We start from the raw sequence: 13,297 nt of genomic DNA, 5'->3' as shown, positions 1-13,297 counted from the left end.
GGCGACACGCGAGCCTGGCCGGGGACCCGGATGGGAACCTAGGCGCGTGGCCACCCCGACCGGCACCCAGCACTCCGCCTCCGACCCGCGCAACGCCGAGGTGCTCGTCTGGGTCGACGACGGGCTGGTGCCGCGCGAGCGGGCGGTGGTCTCGGTCTTCGACTCCGGGTTCGTCCTGGGCGACGGCGTGTGGGAGGGGCTGCGTGTGGTCGCCGGTCACCCGGCCTTCCTCGACCAGCACCTCGACCGACTCGAAGAGGGCGCCCGGGCCTTGCTGATCGAGCTGCCCTCCCGGCAGGCGCTGACCGAGGCCATCTACGCGACGCTGCGCGCCAACGACATGGTCGACGGGGTGCACCTGCGGCTGATGGTCACCCGCGGGGTGAAGTCGACGCCCTACCAGGATCCTCGCGTCACCGTCGGCCCGCCGACGGTCGTGGTGGTGGCGGAGTTCAAGGAGCCGGACCCGACCCCGGCGCGCGACGGCATCACCTTGTTCACCACCCACGTGCGGCGCGCCCACCCCGACACCCTCGATCCGCGGCTCAACGCCCACAGCAAGCTCAACGACGTCAGCGCCTGCATCCAGGCCTACACCGCCGGCGCCGACGAGGCGCTCATGCTCGACCCCGACGGGTTCGTGGCCACCTGCAACAGCACCCACTTCTTCATCGTCACGCGCGGCGGGGAGGTCTGGACCTCCGACGGTCGCTACTGCCTGCACGGCATCACGCGTGCCAACGTGCTCACCGTGTGCCGGTCCCACGACATCCCCGCCCTCGAGCGGACCTTCAGCCTGACCGACGTCTACAACGCGGCCGAGGCCTTCGTCACCGGCACCTTCGGCGGTGTGGTGCCGGTGCGGACGGTCGACGGTCGCACCATCGGCGCGGGCACACCCCACGCGGGCACCAGGGGTCCGGTCACCGAACGACTGCAGGACCTCTACGCCGAGCACGTCGCCGCTGACGTCGCCGCACGCGGGTGAGCCTGCACCGGTGACCGTCCGGCTGGCCGCCTGGAGCGGACCTCGCAACATCTCGACCGCGCTGATGCGCTCGTGGGAGAACCGCCCCGACACCGTCGTGGTCGACGAGCCCTTCTACGCCGCGTACCTCACCCACACCGGTCTCCCCCACCCCGCCCGCGACGAGGTCCTGGCCTCGCAGCCCTGCGAGCCCGACGACGTCATCGCGGCACTGCTGGCCCCGACGAGCGCCCCGGTGCAGTACTCCAAGCAGATGACCCACCACGTGCGCCTCGACCTGGACCTGGGCTGGCTGGCCGCGCTGCGCCACGTCGTGATCATCCGCGACCCGGCCGAGGTCGTGGCCTCCTACGTCCGCAGCCGCGAGGCCTGCGAGCCCGACGACATCGGGCTGCTCCAGCAGCAGCGGCTGGTCGAGGTACTGCCGGCCGACACCCCGGTCATCGACGCCGCCGACTTCCTGCGCGCTCCGGGCGGCTACCTGCGCTGGCTGTGCGGCTGGCTCGACCTCGACTTCACCGAGGAGATGCTGCGCTGGCCCGCCGGCCGCCGCGACTCCGACGGCGTGTGGGCCCCGCACTGGTACGCCGCGGTCGAGCGGTCCACCGGCTTCGAGCCCTACCGCCGTCGCGAGCCGGACCTCACCGAGCACGACCGCGCCGTCGCCGAGGCCTGCCGACCGGCCTACGACGCCCTGCGCGGGCGCCGGCTGATCCTCGGCTGACGGCTGGCAGCCCGGGCGCACTAGGGCGGTAGTCCGTTTAGGTCAGGTCGGCCAGCGCCTCGGAGAACCCCCGGTGGAGGGTCGGGTAGGCGCCGACCATGGAGCGCAGGGTCGCGATCGGGACCTCCGCGTGGACGGCCATCGTGATCATGCCGAGGATCTCGCCGCCGGCCGGGCCGACGACGGTGCCGCCGACCAGGACGTCGCGGTCGGTGTCGGCGACGAGCTTGATGAGGCCCTGGGCCTTGGCGATCCAGCCGCGAGTGTTGGCCGAGAGGTCCTGGGTGCCGACGGCCACGGTGAGCCCGGCCTCGCGGGCCTGCTTCTCGGTCATGCCCACGCCGCCGACCTCGGGGTCGGTGAAGGTGACGTGCGGGACGGCGCGGTAGTCGGCCACGAAACCTTCGGTGCCGAGGATCGCGCGGGCGGCGATCTGGGCCTCGTACATCGACATGTGGGTGAAGGCGCCGTGGCCGGCGATGTCGCCGATCGCCCACAGCCCGTCCTGGACGGCCATGTGCTCGTCGGTCTCCAGGGTCCGGGCGGTCGGGTCGAGACCGACTGTCTCCAGGCCGACGTCGTCGAGGTTCGGGGCGCGCCCGGCGGCCACCAGCAGCTTGTCGGCGGTGACCTGCTGGTCGCCCAGGTCGAGGGTGAAGTGCCCCTCGGCGTAGGAGACCGAGGCGATCTCGACGTCGGCGAGCACCTGGACGCCCTCCTTGGTCATCACCTCGGCCAGCAGGTCGCCGGCCTCCGGCTCCTCGGGGCCCAGGATGCGTGGGCCAATCTCCACCAGCGTCACCCGCACGCCGAAGCGGCCGATCGCCTGCGCCAGCTCCGCCCCGATCGGGCCGCCTCCGATGACGGCCAGCGAGGCCGGCAGCGACTCGGAGCGCAGCACGTCGCGGTTGGTCCAGTACGGGGTGTCGGCGAGTCCCTCGATCGGCGGCGCCGCCGGACGGGTGCCGGTGTTGAGCACGACGCCTCGGCGCGCCTCGTAGCGATGCTCACCCACCTCGATCGCCTTCGGGCCGGCGAGGCGACCGTGCCCGCGCACGAAGGTGACGCCGGCGTCCTGCAGCCGCTTCACCGCGACGGCGTCGTCCCAGTCGTCGGTGGCCTCGTCGCGGATCCGGGTGGCGACCGGCGTCCAGTCGGGCTCGACCTGCGAAGCACCGGCGAACTCCGGCACCCGGCGGGCCTCCCCCAGCGCGTCGGCGCCGCGGATGATCATCTTCGACGGGATGCAGCCGAAGTAGGGGCACTCGCCGCCCACCAGTCGCTCGTCGATGCCGACCACCTCCAGACCGGCCTTGGCCAGCTGGGTCGCCGCCGCCTCCCCTCCGGGTCCGAGGCCGACGACGACGACATCACAGCTCTGGGTGGTCACTCCCCGATCCAAGCACTGTGGTGACCAACCGCGTCACCCCCGGCCGTCGCGGCGTCGACCCGAAGCCGAAGCCCGGCTCGGGCCAGACCTCGGCCAGGTCGCCGAGGTCGGCGCCGCGCCAGGTGCCGCGCACGGCGTCGACGCGGTGCAGGTCGGTCGCGCCGTAGTACTCGCGACGACCCTGGCCGGCGGTCCCGCGAGTGCGGACCCCGCGCATCGTCAACCGGGCCACCGGGTCGGTGACGACGGTCCACCACGGTGCCGTGGTGAACCCCCCGAACATCGAACCCAGCGTGCCCGCACCGACCAGCAGCCGCCCCAACCTGGTGCGTCGGCCGACCTCGAGCTCCAGGTCGAGCCCGGGCGCGGTGACGTGCCACCCCTCGACCCGCACCTCCCCCACCACCACCTCGTCGAAGCGGTAGGTCGAGGCGACGAAGTCGGCCACCTCCTGCGTCGGCGCGAGCAGGGTGCGCTGGTCGTGGGCGACCATCACGTCGGTGAAGGCGCCGAACGGCGACTGGTCCCACCGGCCCACCACCAGGCGTACGCCGCTGGTGGTCCCGACGCCGGCGATCCGGCCCTCGAAGCGCACGCTCGGCGGCTACCGGTCCAGGTGCCGGGCGCGGGCCAGGCAGAAGACGCCGTAGCAGGCCAGTCCGGCGGCGATGAGCAGCAGCAGGACCACGCCGAACGGCTCGCGCAGGACGGTGTGCAGGGCCTGGTCGAGGCCGCCGGACTTATCGGGGTCGTGGGTGACGCCCGCGTAGACGAACAGGCCGCCGACCAGGGCGATCGAGACGCCCTTGGCCACGTAGCCGACCGTGCCGAAGACGACGAACGCGCGGCCCGTGTCGCCGCTGCGGCCCTCCGCGTCGAGCTTGTCCTTCGCCTCGCCGGTGATCCCCAGGTAGGCCAGGTAGCCGCCGGCGCCGACGACGGCGAGCCCGACCAGGACCACGAGCACCTGACCGCCGGGCAGGTCCATCAGCTGGGCGGTCCAGCCGTCCGAGCCCTTGCCCGAGGAGCCGGAGCCCAGCGCGATCTTGATGCCGCTGACGCCGAGCGCGACGTAGATGACCGCCTTCAGCGCTGCGGTGGCCCGCTTGCGCACCCGCTCGGCGCCGTCGGCGTCGGCGTAGCCGACGGCCGCCTGCTCAGCGCGCCACAGCGCCAGGCAGAACAGCCCCACCGAGACCGCCCAGACCATGACCAGGCCGAAGGGCTGCCGGGCCAGCTCGGCCAGCGCACCCTTCTGGCTCGCCGAGCCGCCGCCGTTGCCCAGGGCCAGCCGCACCGCGAGGACGGCGACCAGCAGGTGCACCACGCCGTACGCCGACAGACCCACCCGGGCCACCGCGTCGACGGCGTCGTCGGAGCGGACCTGCTTGCTCCCGAGGCCCAGGGCGGGGGTCATGGACTCTCGATACCCACCGACAGGTCCTTGAACCAGGAATCGGTGACGTACTCGCACTCGAAGCCGAGTGAGAGGTAGAGCTGGTCGGCGTTGGTGGGCGAGTCGTCGTCGACCTCCAGGTCGACCCGGTTGCGGCCGCGCTCCGCGGCGTCGGCGAAGACGGTGCCGAGCAGCGACTTGGCCACTCCCCTGCCCCGTGCGTGCCGGTTGACGCCGATGTACTCCACGTAGGAGCCCTCGATGCCGTCCGCGTCGGGCGCGAGCACGGAGCAGACGACGGTGCCCGCGGGCGTGTCCTCGTCGACGTAGGCGATCCACCAGTGGTCCCACCGGTGGCCCGGGTCCTCGCGCAGCCGCTGCACGAACTCCGGGAAGCTCTCCCGGTAGGAGTTGAAGTGGTCCTCGAAGGACTCCTCGAGCATCCGGTGCACGACCTGGAGGTCCTCGGCCACCGGCATCCCGTTCTCGTGCACCCCCACCGGCCGCACCGAGACGCCGGTACGCGCGACGAACCCGGCGTCCTCGGTGCTCACCGGACGGGTCATGTGCAGCCAGGTGCGCCGCTTGGCGTAGCCGGCCTCGGCCAGCCACCGCTCCTGGCGCTCGTCGCCGGCGAACGGGCTCTCGTCGAGCCGCGTCTGCGTCACGCCGCGCATGGCGGCCATCGCCATGGCCTGCTCCTGCGCCCACCGGTAGAAGGCCAGCGCGATCCGGTCGACCTCGGCCACCTCGCGGTCGAAGTAGCCCCACACCAGCGCCCGGCCCGCCGCGCGGTCGTGCACCGTGATCCAGCAGCGCGGCACGTCGTCCTCGCCAACGGCGACCAGCTGGCGCCGGGTCCACGACGCCTCGCCGGCCACCTCGGACTCGATGCCCTCGGCGTCGACCCGGTCGGAGCCGGTCCACGGCTGCTGGTCGGCGCCTCGCAGCCGGACCAGTGCCGCTACGTCGTCGAGCACCGGCACCCGGGCGGACCAGCCGTCGGGCAGCTCTGGGTCAGCCAACGAGCCCGGGTCCGATCCGGCCCTTGTCGCGCACGACGCTGCCGAGGATGCCGTTGACGTAGGCCGGCGACTCGTCGGTGGACAGGTCGCGGGCCAGGTTCACCGCCTCGGAGACGGCGACGGCGTCGGGAACGTCGTCGGACCACAGCACCTCGAAGACGCCCAGCCGCAGGACGTTGCGGTCCACCGAGGGCATGCGGGCCAGCGGCCACTGGGTCGAGTAGCCGGTGAGCAGCTCGTCGATGCGGGTCCGGTGCTCCTCGACGCCGCGGACCAGCACGCCGGTGTAGTCGGCCACCGGGCGTGCGTCGGGCGCGGTGTCGGCCAGCTCCTCGTCGAGCGCCTCGACGGCCGATCGTCCCCGCACCTCGGAGGCGAAGAGCAGGTCGAGGGCCCGCTTGCGGGCCTTGGTGCGTGCGCTCATCTTGCGAGGTCCCCGCGACCTCGCTCAGGGGAGCGGAGCAGAGGAGAAGAGGGCCGCCGGGTGATCAAGAGCTGACGCGGCCCAGGTAGGAGGAGTCGCGGGTGTCGACCTTGATCTTCTCCCCGGTGGTGATGAACAGCGGGACGCTGATCTGGTGACCGGTCTCCAGCGTGGCCGGCTTCGTGCCGCCGGTGGAGCGGTCGCCCTGCAGACCGGGCTCGGTGTACTGCACGACCAGCTCGACCGAGGCCGGCAGCTCGATGAACAGCACGCGGCCGTCGTTGGTGGCGACGACCGCCTCCTGGTTCTCCAGCATGAAGTTGGCGGCGTCACCGACGACGTCCGGCGGCACCTCGAGCTGCTCGAAGGTGCCGTTGTCCATGAAGACGTAGGACGTGCCGTCGTTGTAGAGGTACTGCATCGTCCGCTTGTCGACGTTCGCGGTCTCGACCTTGGTGCCGGCGTTGAAGGTCTTGTCGACGGTCTTGGCCGACTCCACGTTCTTGAGCTTGGTGCGCACGAACGCCGGGCCCTTGCCGGGCTTGACGTGCTGGAACTCGATGACTGCCCACAGCTGGCCGTCGATGCGGAGCACCATGCCGTTCTTGAGGTCGTTCGTCGTTGCCATGAGCTACGTGTGCCTGCCTAGTCGTCCGGGTTGAGAGCCGCTCAAGCCTAACGGGCGGTGAGCAGCCCGAGCGCACGCCGGTACCCGTCGATGCCCTCACCCGCGACGACGGCCAGCGCGTGCGGCGTGATCACCGAGGTGTGGCGGAACTCCTCGGGTCGCTGGGCCGGGTCGGAGAGGTGGACCTCCACCAGCGGCGCCGTCAGCTGGGCGCATGCGTCGTAGAGCGCCCAGGAGTAGTGGGTCCAGGCGCCGGCGTTGAGCACCACCGGCGTGCCCTCGTCGGCGGCCGAGTTCAGCCAGTCCAGCAGGTCGCCCTCGTGGTTGGTCTGGCGCACCTCGACCTCCTGGCCGAGCTCGGCGCCCCACTGCACGCAGCGCTCGGCGAGCTCGGCGAAGGTGGTGGTGCCGTAGATCTCCGGCTGCCGCCGCCCCAGCCGGCCCAGGTTGGGTCCGTTGAGCACGAGCACCTTCACGCGAGCACCTCGTAGGCGGCCTCGAGCAGCTCGCGGGGCGGTCCCACGAGCCGACCGGGCTCGGCCAGCGCGTCGAGCACGACGAAGCGCAGCGTGCCGCCGCGGGACTTCTTGTCGACGGCGAGGTAGGGCGCGAGCTCCTCGTAAGGCGCGTCGTGCCAGCGCGTCGGCAGGCCGACCGCGGAGAGCAGCTGGGCGTGGCGTGCCGCGGTGTCGTCGTCGAGCCGGCCGGCCAGCCGGGCCAGCTCGGCGACGTAGACCATGCCGAGCGAGACGGCCTCGCCGTGGCGGACGCCGAACCGCGACCAGCTCTCGATCGCGTGGCCCATGGTGTGACCGTAGTTGAGGACCTCGCGCAGCCCGCCCTCCTTCAGGTCCGCCCCGACGACCTCGGCCTTGACGCGCACGGCTCGATCCACCAGCTCGGCCAGCACCGGGGAGGCGGGGTCGAGGGCGGCCTGCGGCTGGTCCTCGACGAGCCGCAGGATCTCCGGGTCGGCGACGAACCCGCACTTGAGCACCTCGGCCAGGCCGGAGACCAGCTCCTCGCGGGGCAGCGTGGCCAGCAGCGCGAGGTCGCACAGCACCGCGGCGGGCTCGTGGAAGGAGCCGACGAGGTTCTTCCCGGCGGCGGTGTTGATGCCGGTCTTGCCACCGACGGCGGCGTCGACCATCCCGAGGAGGGTGGTCGGCACGTGGACCACCCCGATGCCCCGCAGCCAGGTGGCGGCGATGAAGCCGCCGACGTCGGTGGTGGCGCCGCCGCCCACGGTGACCACGAGGTCGGAGCGGGTGAAGCCCGCCGCCCCGAGCTGCTCCCAGGCCGCGGCCACCACCTCGACGGTCTTGGCCGCCTCGCCGTCGGGCAGCCTCACCTCCAGCGCGGGCTCGATGGGCAGCTCCACCGTCAGGCTCGCGGGGCGCACGAGTGCCACCCGGGCCTCGCCGACGAGCCCGGGCAGCGCGGCCAGCGCACCGCTGCCGACCTCCACGTCGTAGGGCGCGGGGCCGTTCACGTGGATCGTCGTCACCGTCCCACCGCCTCTCGGACCGCGGCCGCCACCTCGAGCGCCGGGCGTCCGTCGGTGTCGACGGTATGGGTCGCCACCGACAGGTAGATCTCCGCTCGCTCTTCGATCAGCTGCTTCATCCGTCCCCGGACGTTGCCCAGCAGCAATGGCCGCGCCACCCCGAGGCCCACCCGCGAGGCCGCGTCGCTGAGCCCGACGCGCAGGAAGACCACCGTGTGGTCGGCCAGCAGGGCCCGGGTGCTGGGGTCCAGGACCGCACCGCCGCCGAGGGCGAGGACGCCGTCGTGCGCGGTCAGCGCGGCGGCCACGGCCGCCGCCTCGATGCGGCGGAACTCGGCCTCGCCGGCGTCGACGAAGATGTCCTGGACGCTCTTGCCGACGCCCGCCTCGACGTCGTGGTCGGTGTCGCGGAACCCGACGCCCCACTGCTCGGCCAGGATCCGGCCGACCGTCGTCTTGCCTGCACCCATCGTGCCGACCAGCACCACCCCGGGCGCGGTCACTCGCGCGGTCACCGGAAGCGGAGCGTGTCGAGGTAGGACTGGGCGTTGCGACGGGTCTCGGCCACCGAGTCGCCGCCGAACTTCTCCAGCGCCGCCTCGGCCAGCACGAGCGCCACCATCGCCTCGGCGACGACGCCGGCCGCCGGCACCGCGCAGACGTCGCTGCGCTGGTGGTGGGCGACGGCCTCCTCGCCGGTGGCGACGTCGACCGTGCGCAGGGCGCGCGGCACCGTGGAGATCGGCTTCATGGCCGCGCGCACCCGCAGCACCTCGCCGGTCGTCATACCGCCCTCGGTGCCGCCGGAGCGTCCCGACGTGCGCCGGATGCCGGCGTCGGTGGGCACGATCTCGTCGTGGGCCAGGGAGCCGGGCGTGGCGGCCAGCTCGAAGCCGTCGCCCACCTCGACGCCCTTGATGGCCTGGATACCCATGAGCGCACCGGCCAGCCGCGAGTCCAGGCGTCGGTCCCAGGAGACGTGCGAGCCGAGCCCCGGCGGTAGCCCGTGCACCACGACCTCCACGACACCGCCGAGGGTGTCGCCGTCCTTGTGGGCGCGGTCGACCTCCTCGACCATCGCCTTGGCCGCGTCGGGGTCCAGGCAGCGCATCGGGTCCTCGTCGATCCGCGCCGAGTCGCCGGGCCCGGGCACGCTGCCCGCGGGCGCGCGCACGGTGCCGATCTGCACGACGTGGGAGACGACCCGCACGTCGAGGGCCTGCTCGAGGAACGCCGAGGCGATGGCACCGAGCGCGACGCGGGCGGCGGTCTCGCGTGCCGAGGCGCGCTCGAGGATGGGCCGTGCCTCGGACCAGTCGTACTTCTGCATGCCGACCAGGTCGGCGTGCCCGGGCCGGGGCCGCGTCAGCGCCGCGTTGCGGGCCAGGGCGTCCAGCTCGACCGGGTCCACCGGGTCGCTGGCCATCACCTTCTCCCACTTCGGCCACTCGGTGTTGCCGATGACCACGGCCACCGGGCCGCCGAGCGTCTGACCGTGACGGACGCCGCCGGTCAGGCTGACGGCGTCCTGCTCGAACTTCATCCGCGCTCCGCGGCCGTAGCCGAGCCGACGGCGGGCCAGCGCCCCGGCGAGGTCGTCGGTGGAGATGCGGACGTGGGCGGGCAGTCCCTCGACGATCGCGGTGAGCGAGGGCCCGTGGGACTCCCCCGCGGTCATCCAGCGCAGCATGGCGAGGATTGTCCCAGAGGGCTCAGAGACCGATGCGTCCGGCGTACCACTGCCCCAGCGGCGGACCGATCGCCACCACCAGGGCCGAGGCCACGAGCATCGCCGGACCGAAGGGTCGCGCCACCGGGCGCCGCCGGCGCACGATCGTCACCAGCAGCTGCGGCAGTCCCTGGCCGAGGATGGGCGCGAACAGCCCGACGACGATCTCCGACCAGCCCAGGTAGCCCAGCATGATCCCGAGCAGCCCGGCCAGGCGGACGTCGCCGTAGCCCATGATGCGCGGGCTGATCAGCCACTGCACCAGGTAGAAACCGCCGATGACCAGCCAGCCGAACGCGGCGCGGCGTACGTCGGACCAGTCGCCGGAAAGCACGCCAGCCAGCAGCACCAGGACGACCAGAGCCGGGTAGGCCGGTGCGATCAGCCAGGTGGGGAGCAGACGGGTGTGCCAGTCGATGTAGCCCAGCGCCACCCCCAGCGGCACGAAGGGCACCAGGAACAGCAGTGCCCAGTCGAAGCCCAGGACCGCGCCGAACAGGACGCCGGCCAGGGCGCCGGCGAGCGCGGACCAGGGCGCCAGGTCGGGCCGGGCGGCGAGGTCGAGGTAGAGGGGTTTGGGGGGGTCGGCGGGGGCGGCCGGCCGCGGCGGGGGTTTTGCCGGGTGCCCGGCAAAACCCCGAGAATTTCCCGAAGGCTGAGACGCTGAGCCGAGTTTCGTGGGGTCACCGCCCGGTTCGCCCGGGTTCGACGCGACGTCCGCCTCCGCCTCCAGTTGCGCCTCGTCCGTCTGCGGCTCGGGCACCGGCTCGGGCACCGCGGCCACCAGCCGCGGGACGAACCACGAGGCGCCGCCAGCGAGAGCCGCGCACAGCAGCGCCGCCCAGACGTGGTCCACGCCGGTCAGTGTCCCTGCTGTCCGCGCGTGGCGAGCGCCGACTCGCCTGCTGCTCGCATCGCGGGCAGCGCGGCCTCGGCGGTGGTGGGGAGGAGCTCGGTCATCAGGCCTACCTGCAAGACGGCCTGGTGCACCAGCAGGTCGAGCCCCGAGACCAGCACGTGGTGCTCGCCCACCGACACCGCCAGCGGCGTCGGCCAGGGGTCGTAGACGACGTCGAAGAGCACCGGCACGTGCGCGAGGCGGACCAGCAGGTCGGCGGTCTGGGCCGCGGCGGGCACCGTGGAGACGGCGACGTCGGCCTCGAGCGGAGCGCCGATCAGGGGCGCGAGCTCGACCAGCGGGCTGCCGTGGCGGCGGGCCACCTCGAGCGTGGTCTCCGCGCGGGCCGGGTCGCGCACCAGCAGCGTGGCGTGCACGCACCCGAGGTCGGCCAGGGCCAGCAGCGCGGCCGAGGCCGTGGCGCCGCCCCCGACGACGACGGCGGTGCGCACCGGGCCGGTGTAGCGCTCGCGCAGCGCCGCGACCATGCCGGGCACGTCGGTGTTGTCGCCCAGCCGCAGCCCGTCGGCCAGCAGGACCGTATTGGCCGCGCCGGCGCGCTCGGCGGTGCGGGTGGTGGAGTCCAGCAGCGGCATCACCGCCCGTTTGAGCGGCATCGTCAACGACAGTCCGCGCCACGTGGGGTCCAGGCCCTCGACGACGTCGGGCAGGCCGGCCTCGTCGACGTCGATCGCCTCGTAGCTCCAGCCGGCGAGCCCGAGCGAGGCGTAGGCGGCGCGGTGGAGCACCGGTGAGAGCGAGTGGGCGATCGGCGATCCCAGGACGGCACAGCGCATCGACACGCGCCTCAGCAGGAGTCGTGGGTCTGGCAGTACTTCTTCAGGTCGGCCAGCGCCTTCTGCCGGGCCGGGCCGTCCTCGTCGAAGAACAGCGTGGTGTTGTTCTCATAGTCCGGCAGGAAGTACAGCCAGCTGCCCTTGGCCGGGGCGAGCGCGGCCTTGAGCGTGGCCTCGCCGGGGTTGCCGATGGGTCCGGGGGGCAGGCCGGTGTTCTTGTAGGTGTTGTACTTCGAGTCGCTGGCCCGCTCGGCAGCAGTCGTCCACACGTCGCCCTTGCGCTGGCTGAGGTAGCTGACGGTGGAGTCCAGCTGCAGGGCCATGCCCTTGTTCAGCCGGTTGTAGATCACCCGGGCGACCTTGGGGTAGTCGGCGGCGCGGTTGGCCTCGTACTCCAAGATGCTGGCCACGGTGAAGACCTGCTCGGGGTCGAGGTTGACCGCCTTGGCCTTGGTGACCAGGTCCAGCTCCTGCTCGACCTCCTCGGTCTTCTGCACCATCTGCTGCAGGAGCTGGGCGGGAGTCTCGTCGGGGGTGACGGTGTACGTCGCGGGGAAGAGGTAGCCCTCCGGGTTGCCGCCCGCCGCGGCCGGGAGTCCGAGCTGCGTCGGGTCCTTGAGCACCGCGTTCACCTGGGCCTCGGTGAACTTCGTGCGCTTGACGATCGTGGTGATGATGTCGCGGACCCGCGCGCCCTCGGGGATGGTGACGCTGGTCTGCTGGATGTTGTCGGGATCGACCAGGACCGCCAGTGCGTCGGCGGCCTTCATCTGCTTCTTCAGCTGGTAGTAGCCAACCTGGATCGAGCTGGAGCGGTCGTTCTTCTTCGCGGCGTCGATGAAGGCGTCGGTGGACTTCACGACGCCCTTGGCCTTGAGGCCGTTGCCCATGTTGGCGACGCTCTCGCCCTGGGTGACCTGGAAGCTCACCGAGCCGGTACCGGGACCGGGGTAGTCGGGCGCCGGGGCGAGGCGGTCCTTGAGTCGGCCGAAGCCGACCACGCCGACACCGACGACGAGCACCGCGATGACGACCAGGACCAGCAGCGCCTTGCCGCCGCCGCGCCGCCGCCGTCGGCGGGGACGCTCGCGGTGGAAGGTCTGGTAGTAGTCGTCGCCGTCGCCGGCCTGCTGGTGGGTGTCGTGGTGGGTGTCGTCGTGGACGTCCTCGTGCTCGGAGGTGTCGCTGTCCGAGCCGAGCATGCGGCCGAAGTCACTCATCTGCCGGCTCCTGTGGTGGCGTGACGAAGGTGGCCGGCACCGGCTCACCGGGCGGGCGCCCGGTCGCGCGCTCGGTGTCCAGCGCGTGCTGCAGGATGACCACCGCCGCGGCCTGGTCCACCACCGCGCGTCGCCTCCTGCCCTTCCTTCCCTGGTCCCGAAGCACCGCCTCTGCGGTGACCGTGCTCAGCCGCTCGTCGACCAGCCGCACCGGGAGCGGTGCGACCCGCGTGGCGAGCGCCTGCGCGAACTCCCGCACCTTACCCGCCGACGGTCCCTCGCGCCCCGAAAGCGACTTCGGCAGCCCGACCACGACCTCCACCGCCCCGCTCTCGCCGGCCAGCGCCGCCAGCCGGTCCAGGTCGCCCCGCCCGCGCGCCACCGTGTCCAGGGGGCTGGCCAGGAACCCGCTCGGGTCGCTGCTGGCCACCCCGATCCGGGCGTCGCCGGGGTCGAGGCCGAGTCGGGGGCCGGGGCGCATCAGTGGGCCGCCCGGGGGTGGGCGGTTTCCCCGCCTAGGCGGGAAAACCGTCCCGCACACCGGGCGAACCAAGACGCGAAAGGGCGGTTT

16 protein-coding genes are annotated in these 13,297 nt (G+C 72.7%); 2 read left to right on the top strand and 14 right to left on the bottom strand.

Going from position 1 to position 13,297, the window contains the following annotated elements:
• Nucleotides 1-46: 46 nt before the first annotated feature.
• Nucleotides 47-988, top strand: coding sequence for an aminotransferase class IV (locus tag D9V37_RS05690; RefSeq protein WP_121805188.1), 942 nt, complete (start codon nucleotides 47-49; stop codon nucleotides 986-988).
• A gap of 10 nt (nucleotides 989-998) precedes the next feature.
• Nucleotides 999-1,712: a sulfotransferase-like domain-containing protein gene (locus D9V37_RS05685; RefSeq protein ID WP_198412399.1), complete on the top strand. Its 714-nt coding sequence runs from the start codon at nucleotides 999-1,001 to the stop codon at nucleotides 1,710-1,712.
• Nucleotides 1,713-1,749: 37 nt separating this feature from the next.
• Here the strand turns inward: D9V37_RS05685 and D9V37_RS05680 are convergent, their stop codons facing one another.
• The 14 genes from D9V37_RS05680 to ruvX all read right to left on the bottom strand — a co-directional run bounded on the left by D9V37_RS05680 (nucleotide 1,750) and on the right by ruvX (nucleotide 13,207).
• Nucleotides 1,750-3,102: a dihydrolipoyl dehydrogenase family protein gene (locus tag D9V37_RS05680; protein ID WP_121805187.1), complete on the bottom strand. Its 1,353-nt coding sequence runs from the start codon at nucleotides 3,100-3,102 to the stop codon at nucleotides 1,750-1,752.
• Nucleotides 3,083-3,697 carry a hypothetical protein gene (locus tag D9V37_RS05675; protein WP_121805186.1) on the bottom strand — a complete coding sequence of 205 codons (615 nt, stop codon included), beginning with the start codon at nucleotides 3,695-3,697 and terminating at the stop codon, nucleotides 3,083-3,085. Before D9V37_RS05675 ends, D9V37_RS05680 begins: the two co-directional genes overlap by 20 nt.
• A gap of 9 nt (nucleotides 3,698-3,706) precedes the next feature.
• Nucleotides 3,707-4,519: a DUF1206 domain-containing protein gene (locus D9V37_RS05670; RefSeq protein WP_121805185.1), complete on the bottom strand. Its 813-nt coding sequence runs from the start codon at nucleotides 4,517-4,519 to the stop codon at nucleotides 3,707-3,709.
• The gene (locus tag D9V37_RS05665) at nucleotides 4,516-5,523 is read right to left on the bottom strand and encodes a GNAT family N-acetyltransferase (RefSeq protein ID WP_198412398.1); all 1,008 of its coding nucleotides are present in this window, start codon (nucleotides 5,521-5,523) and stop codon (nucleotides 4,516-4,518) included. Before D9V37_RS05665 ends, D9V37_RS05670 begins: the two co-directional genes overlap by 4 nt.
• Complete coding sequence (gene nusB, locus D9V37_RS05660; RefSeq protein WP_121805184.1) at nucleotides 5,516-5,947, bottom strand: transcription antitermination factor NusB; 432 nt, start codon at nucleotides 5,945-5,947, stop codon at nucleotides 5,516-5,518. The genes D9V37_RS05665 and nusB overlap by 8 nt, the downstream gene beginning before the upstream one ends.
• Nucleotides 5,948-6,011: 64 nt before the next feature.
• Nucleotides 6,012-6,575, bottom strand: a complete 564-nt coding sequence (efp, locus tag D9V37_RS05655) for an elongation factor P (RefSeq protein ID WP_121805183.1) — start codon at nucleotides 6,573-6,575, stop codon at nucleotides 6,012-6,014.
• A 47-nt stretch (nucleotides 6,576-6,622) separates the two neighbouring features.
• Entirely contained in the window at nucleotides 6,623-7,051 is a 429-nt protein-coding gene (locus tag D9V37_RS05650) for a type II 3-dehydroquinate dehydratase (RefSeq protein WP_121805182.1), read from the bottom strand.
• Entirely contained in the window at nucleotides 7,048-8,082 is a 1,035-nt protein-coding gene (gene aroB / locus D9V37_RS05645) for a 3-dehydroquinate synthase (protein ID WP_198412397.1), read from the bottom strand. The genes D9V37_RS05650 and aroB overlap by 4 nt, the downstream gene beginning before the upstream one ends.
• On the bottom strand, nucleotides 8,079-8,597 hold the full coding sequence (locus D9V37_RS05640) for a shikimate kinase (protein WP_332835741.1): 519 nt from the start codon (nucleotides 8,595-8,597) through the stop codon (nucleotides 8,079-8,081). The genes aroB and D9V37_RS05640 overlap by 4 nt, the downstream gene beginning before the upstream one ends.
• A complete protein-coding gene (aroC, locus tag D9V37_RS05635) occupies nucleotides 8,594-9,772 on the bottom strand; it encodes a chorismate synthase (RefSeq protein WP_121805181.1) in 1,179 nt (392 codons plus the stop codon). The genes D9V37_RS05640 and aroC overlap by 4 nt, the downstream gene beginning before the upstream one ends.
• Before the next feature lie 22 nt (nucleotides 9,773-9,794).
• A complete protein-coding gene (locus D9V37_RS05630; RefSeq protein ID WP_121805180.1) occupies nucleotides 9,795-10,667 on the bottom strand; it encodes a prepilin peptidase in 873 nt (290 codons plus the stop codon).
• 5 nt (nucleotides 10,668-10,672) lie between these two features.
• The gene (locus D9V37_RS05625) at nucleotides 10,673-11,506 is read right to left on the bottom strand and encodes a shikimate dehydrogenase (RefSeq protein ID WP_121805230.1); all 834 of its coding nucleotides are present in this window, start codon (nucleotides 11,504-11,506) and stop codon (nucleotides 10,673-10,675) included.
• Nucleotides 11,507-11,517: 11 nt separating this feature from the next.
• Entirely contained in the window at nucleotides 11,518-12,726 is a 1,209-nt protein-coding gene (gene mltG, locus D9V37_RS05620; protein WP_121805179.1) for an endolytic transglycosylase MltG, read from the bottom strand.
• A complete protein-coding gene (ruvX, locus tag D9V37_RS05615; protein WP_121805178.1) occupies nucleotides 12,719-13,207 on the bottom strand; it encodes a Holliday junction resolvase RuvX in 489 nt (162 codons plus the stop codon). The genes mltG and ruvX overlap by 8 nt, the downstream gene beginning before the upstream one ends.
• Nucleotides 13,208-13,297: the final 90 nt, after the last annotated feature.

It is taken from the genome of Nocardioides mangrovicus (genome assembly GCF_003674065.1).
Lineage (GTDB): Bacteria > Actinomycetota > Actinomycetes > Propionibacteriales > Nocardioidaceae > Marmoricola > Marmoricola mangrovicus.
Note: the sequence above shows the minus strand (reverse complement) of the source record. Positions and strands in the feature narration are given on the sequence as shown.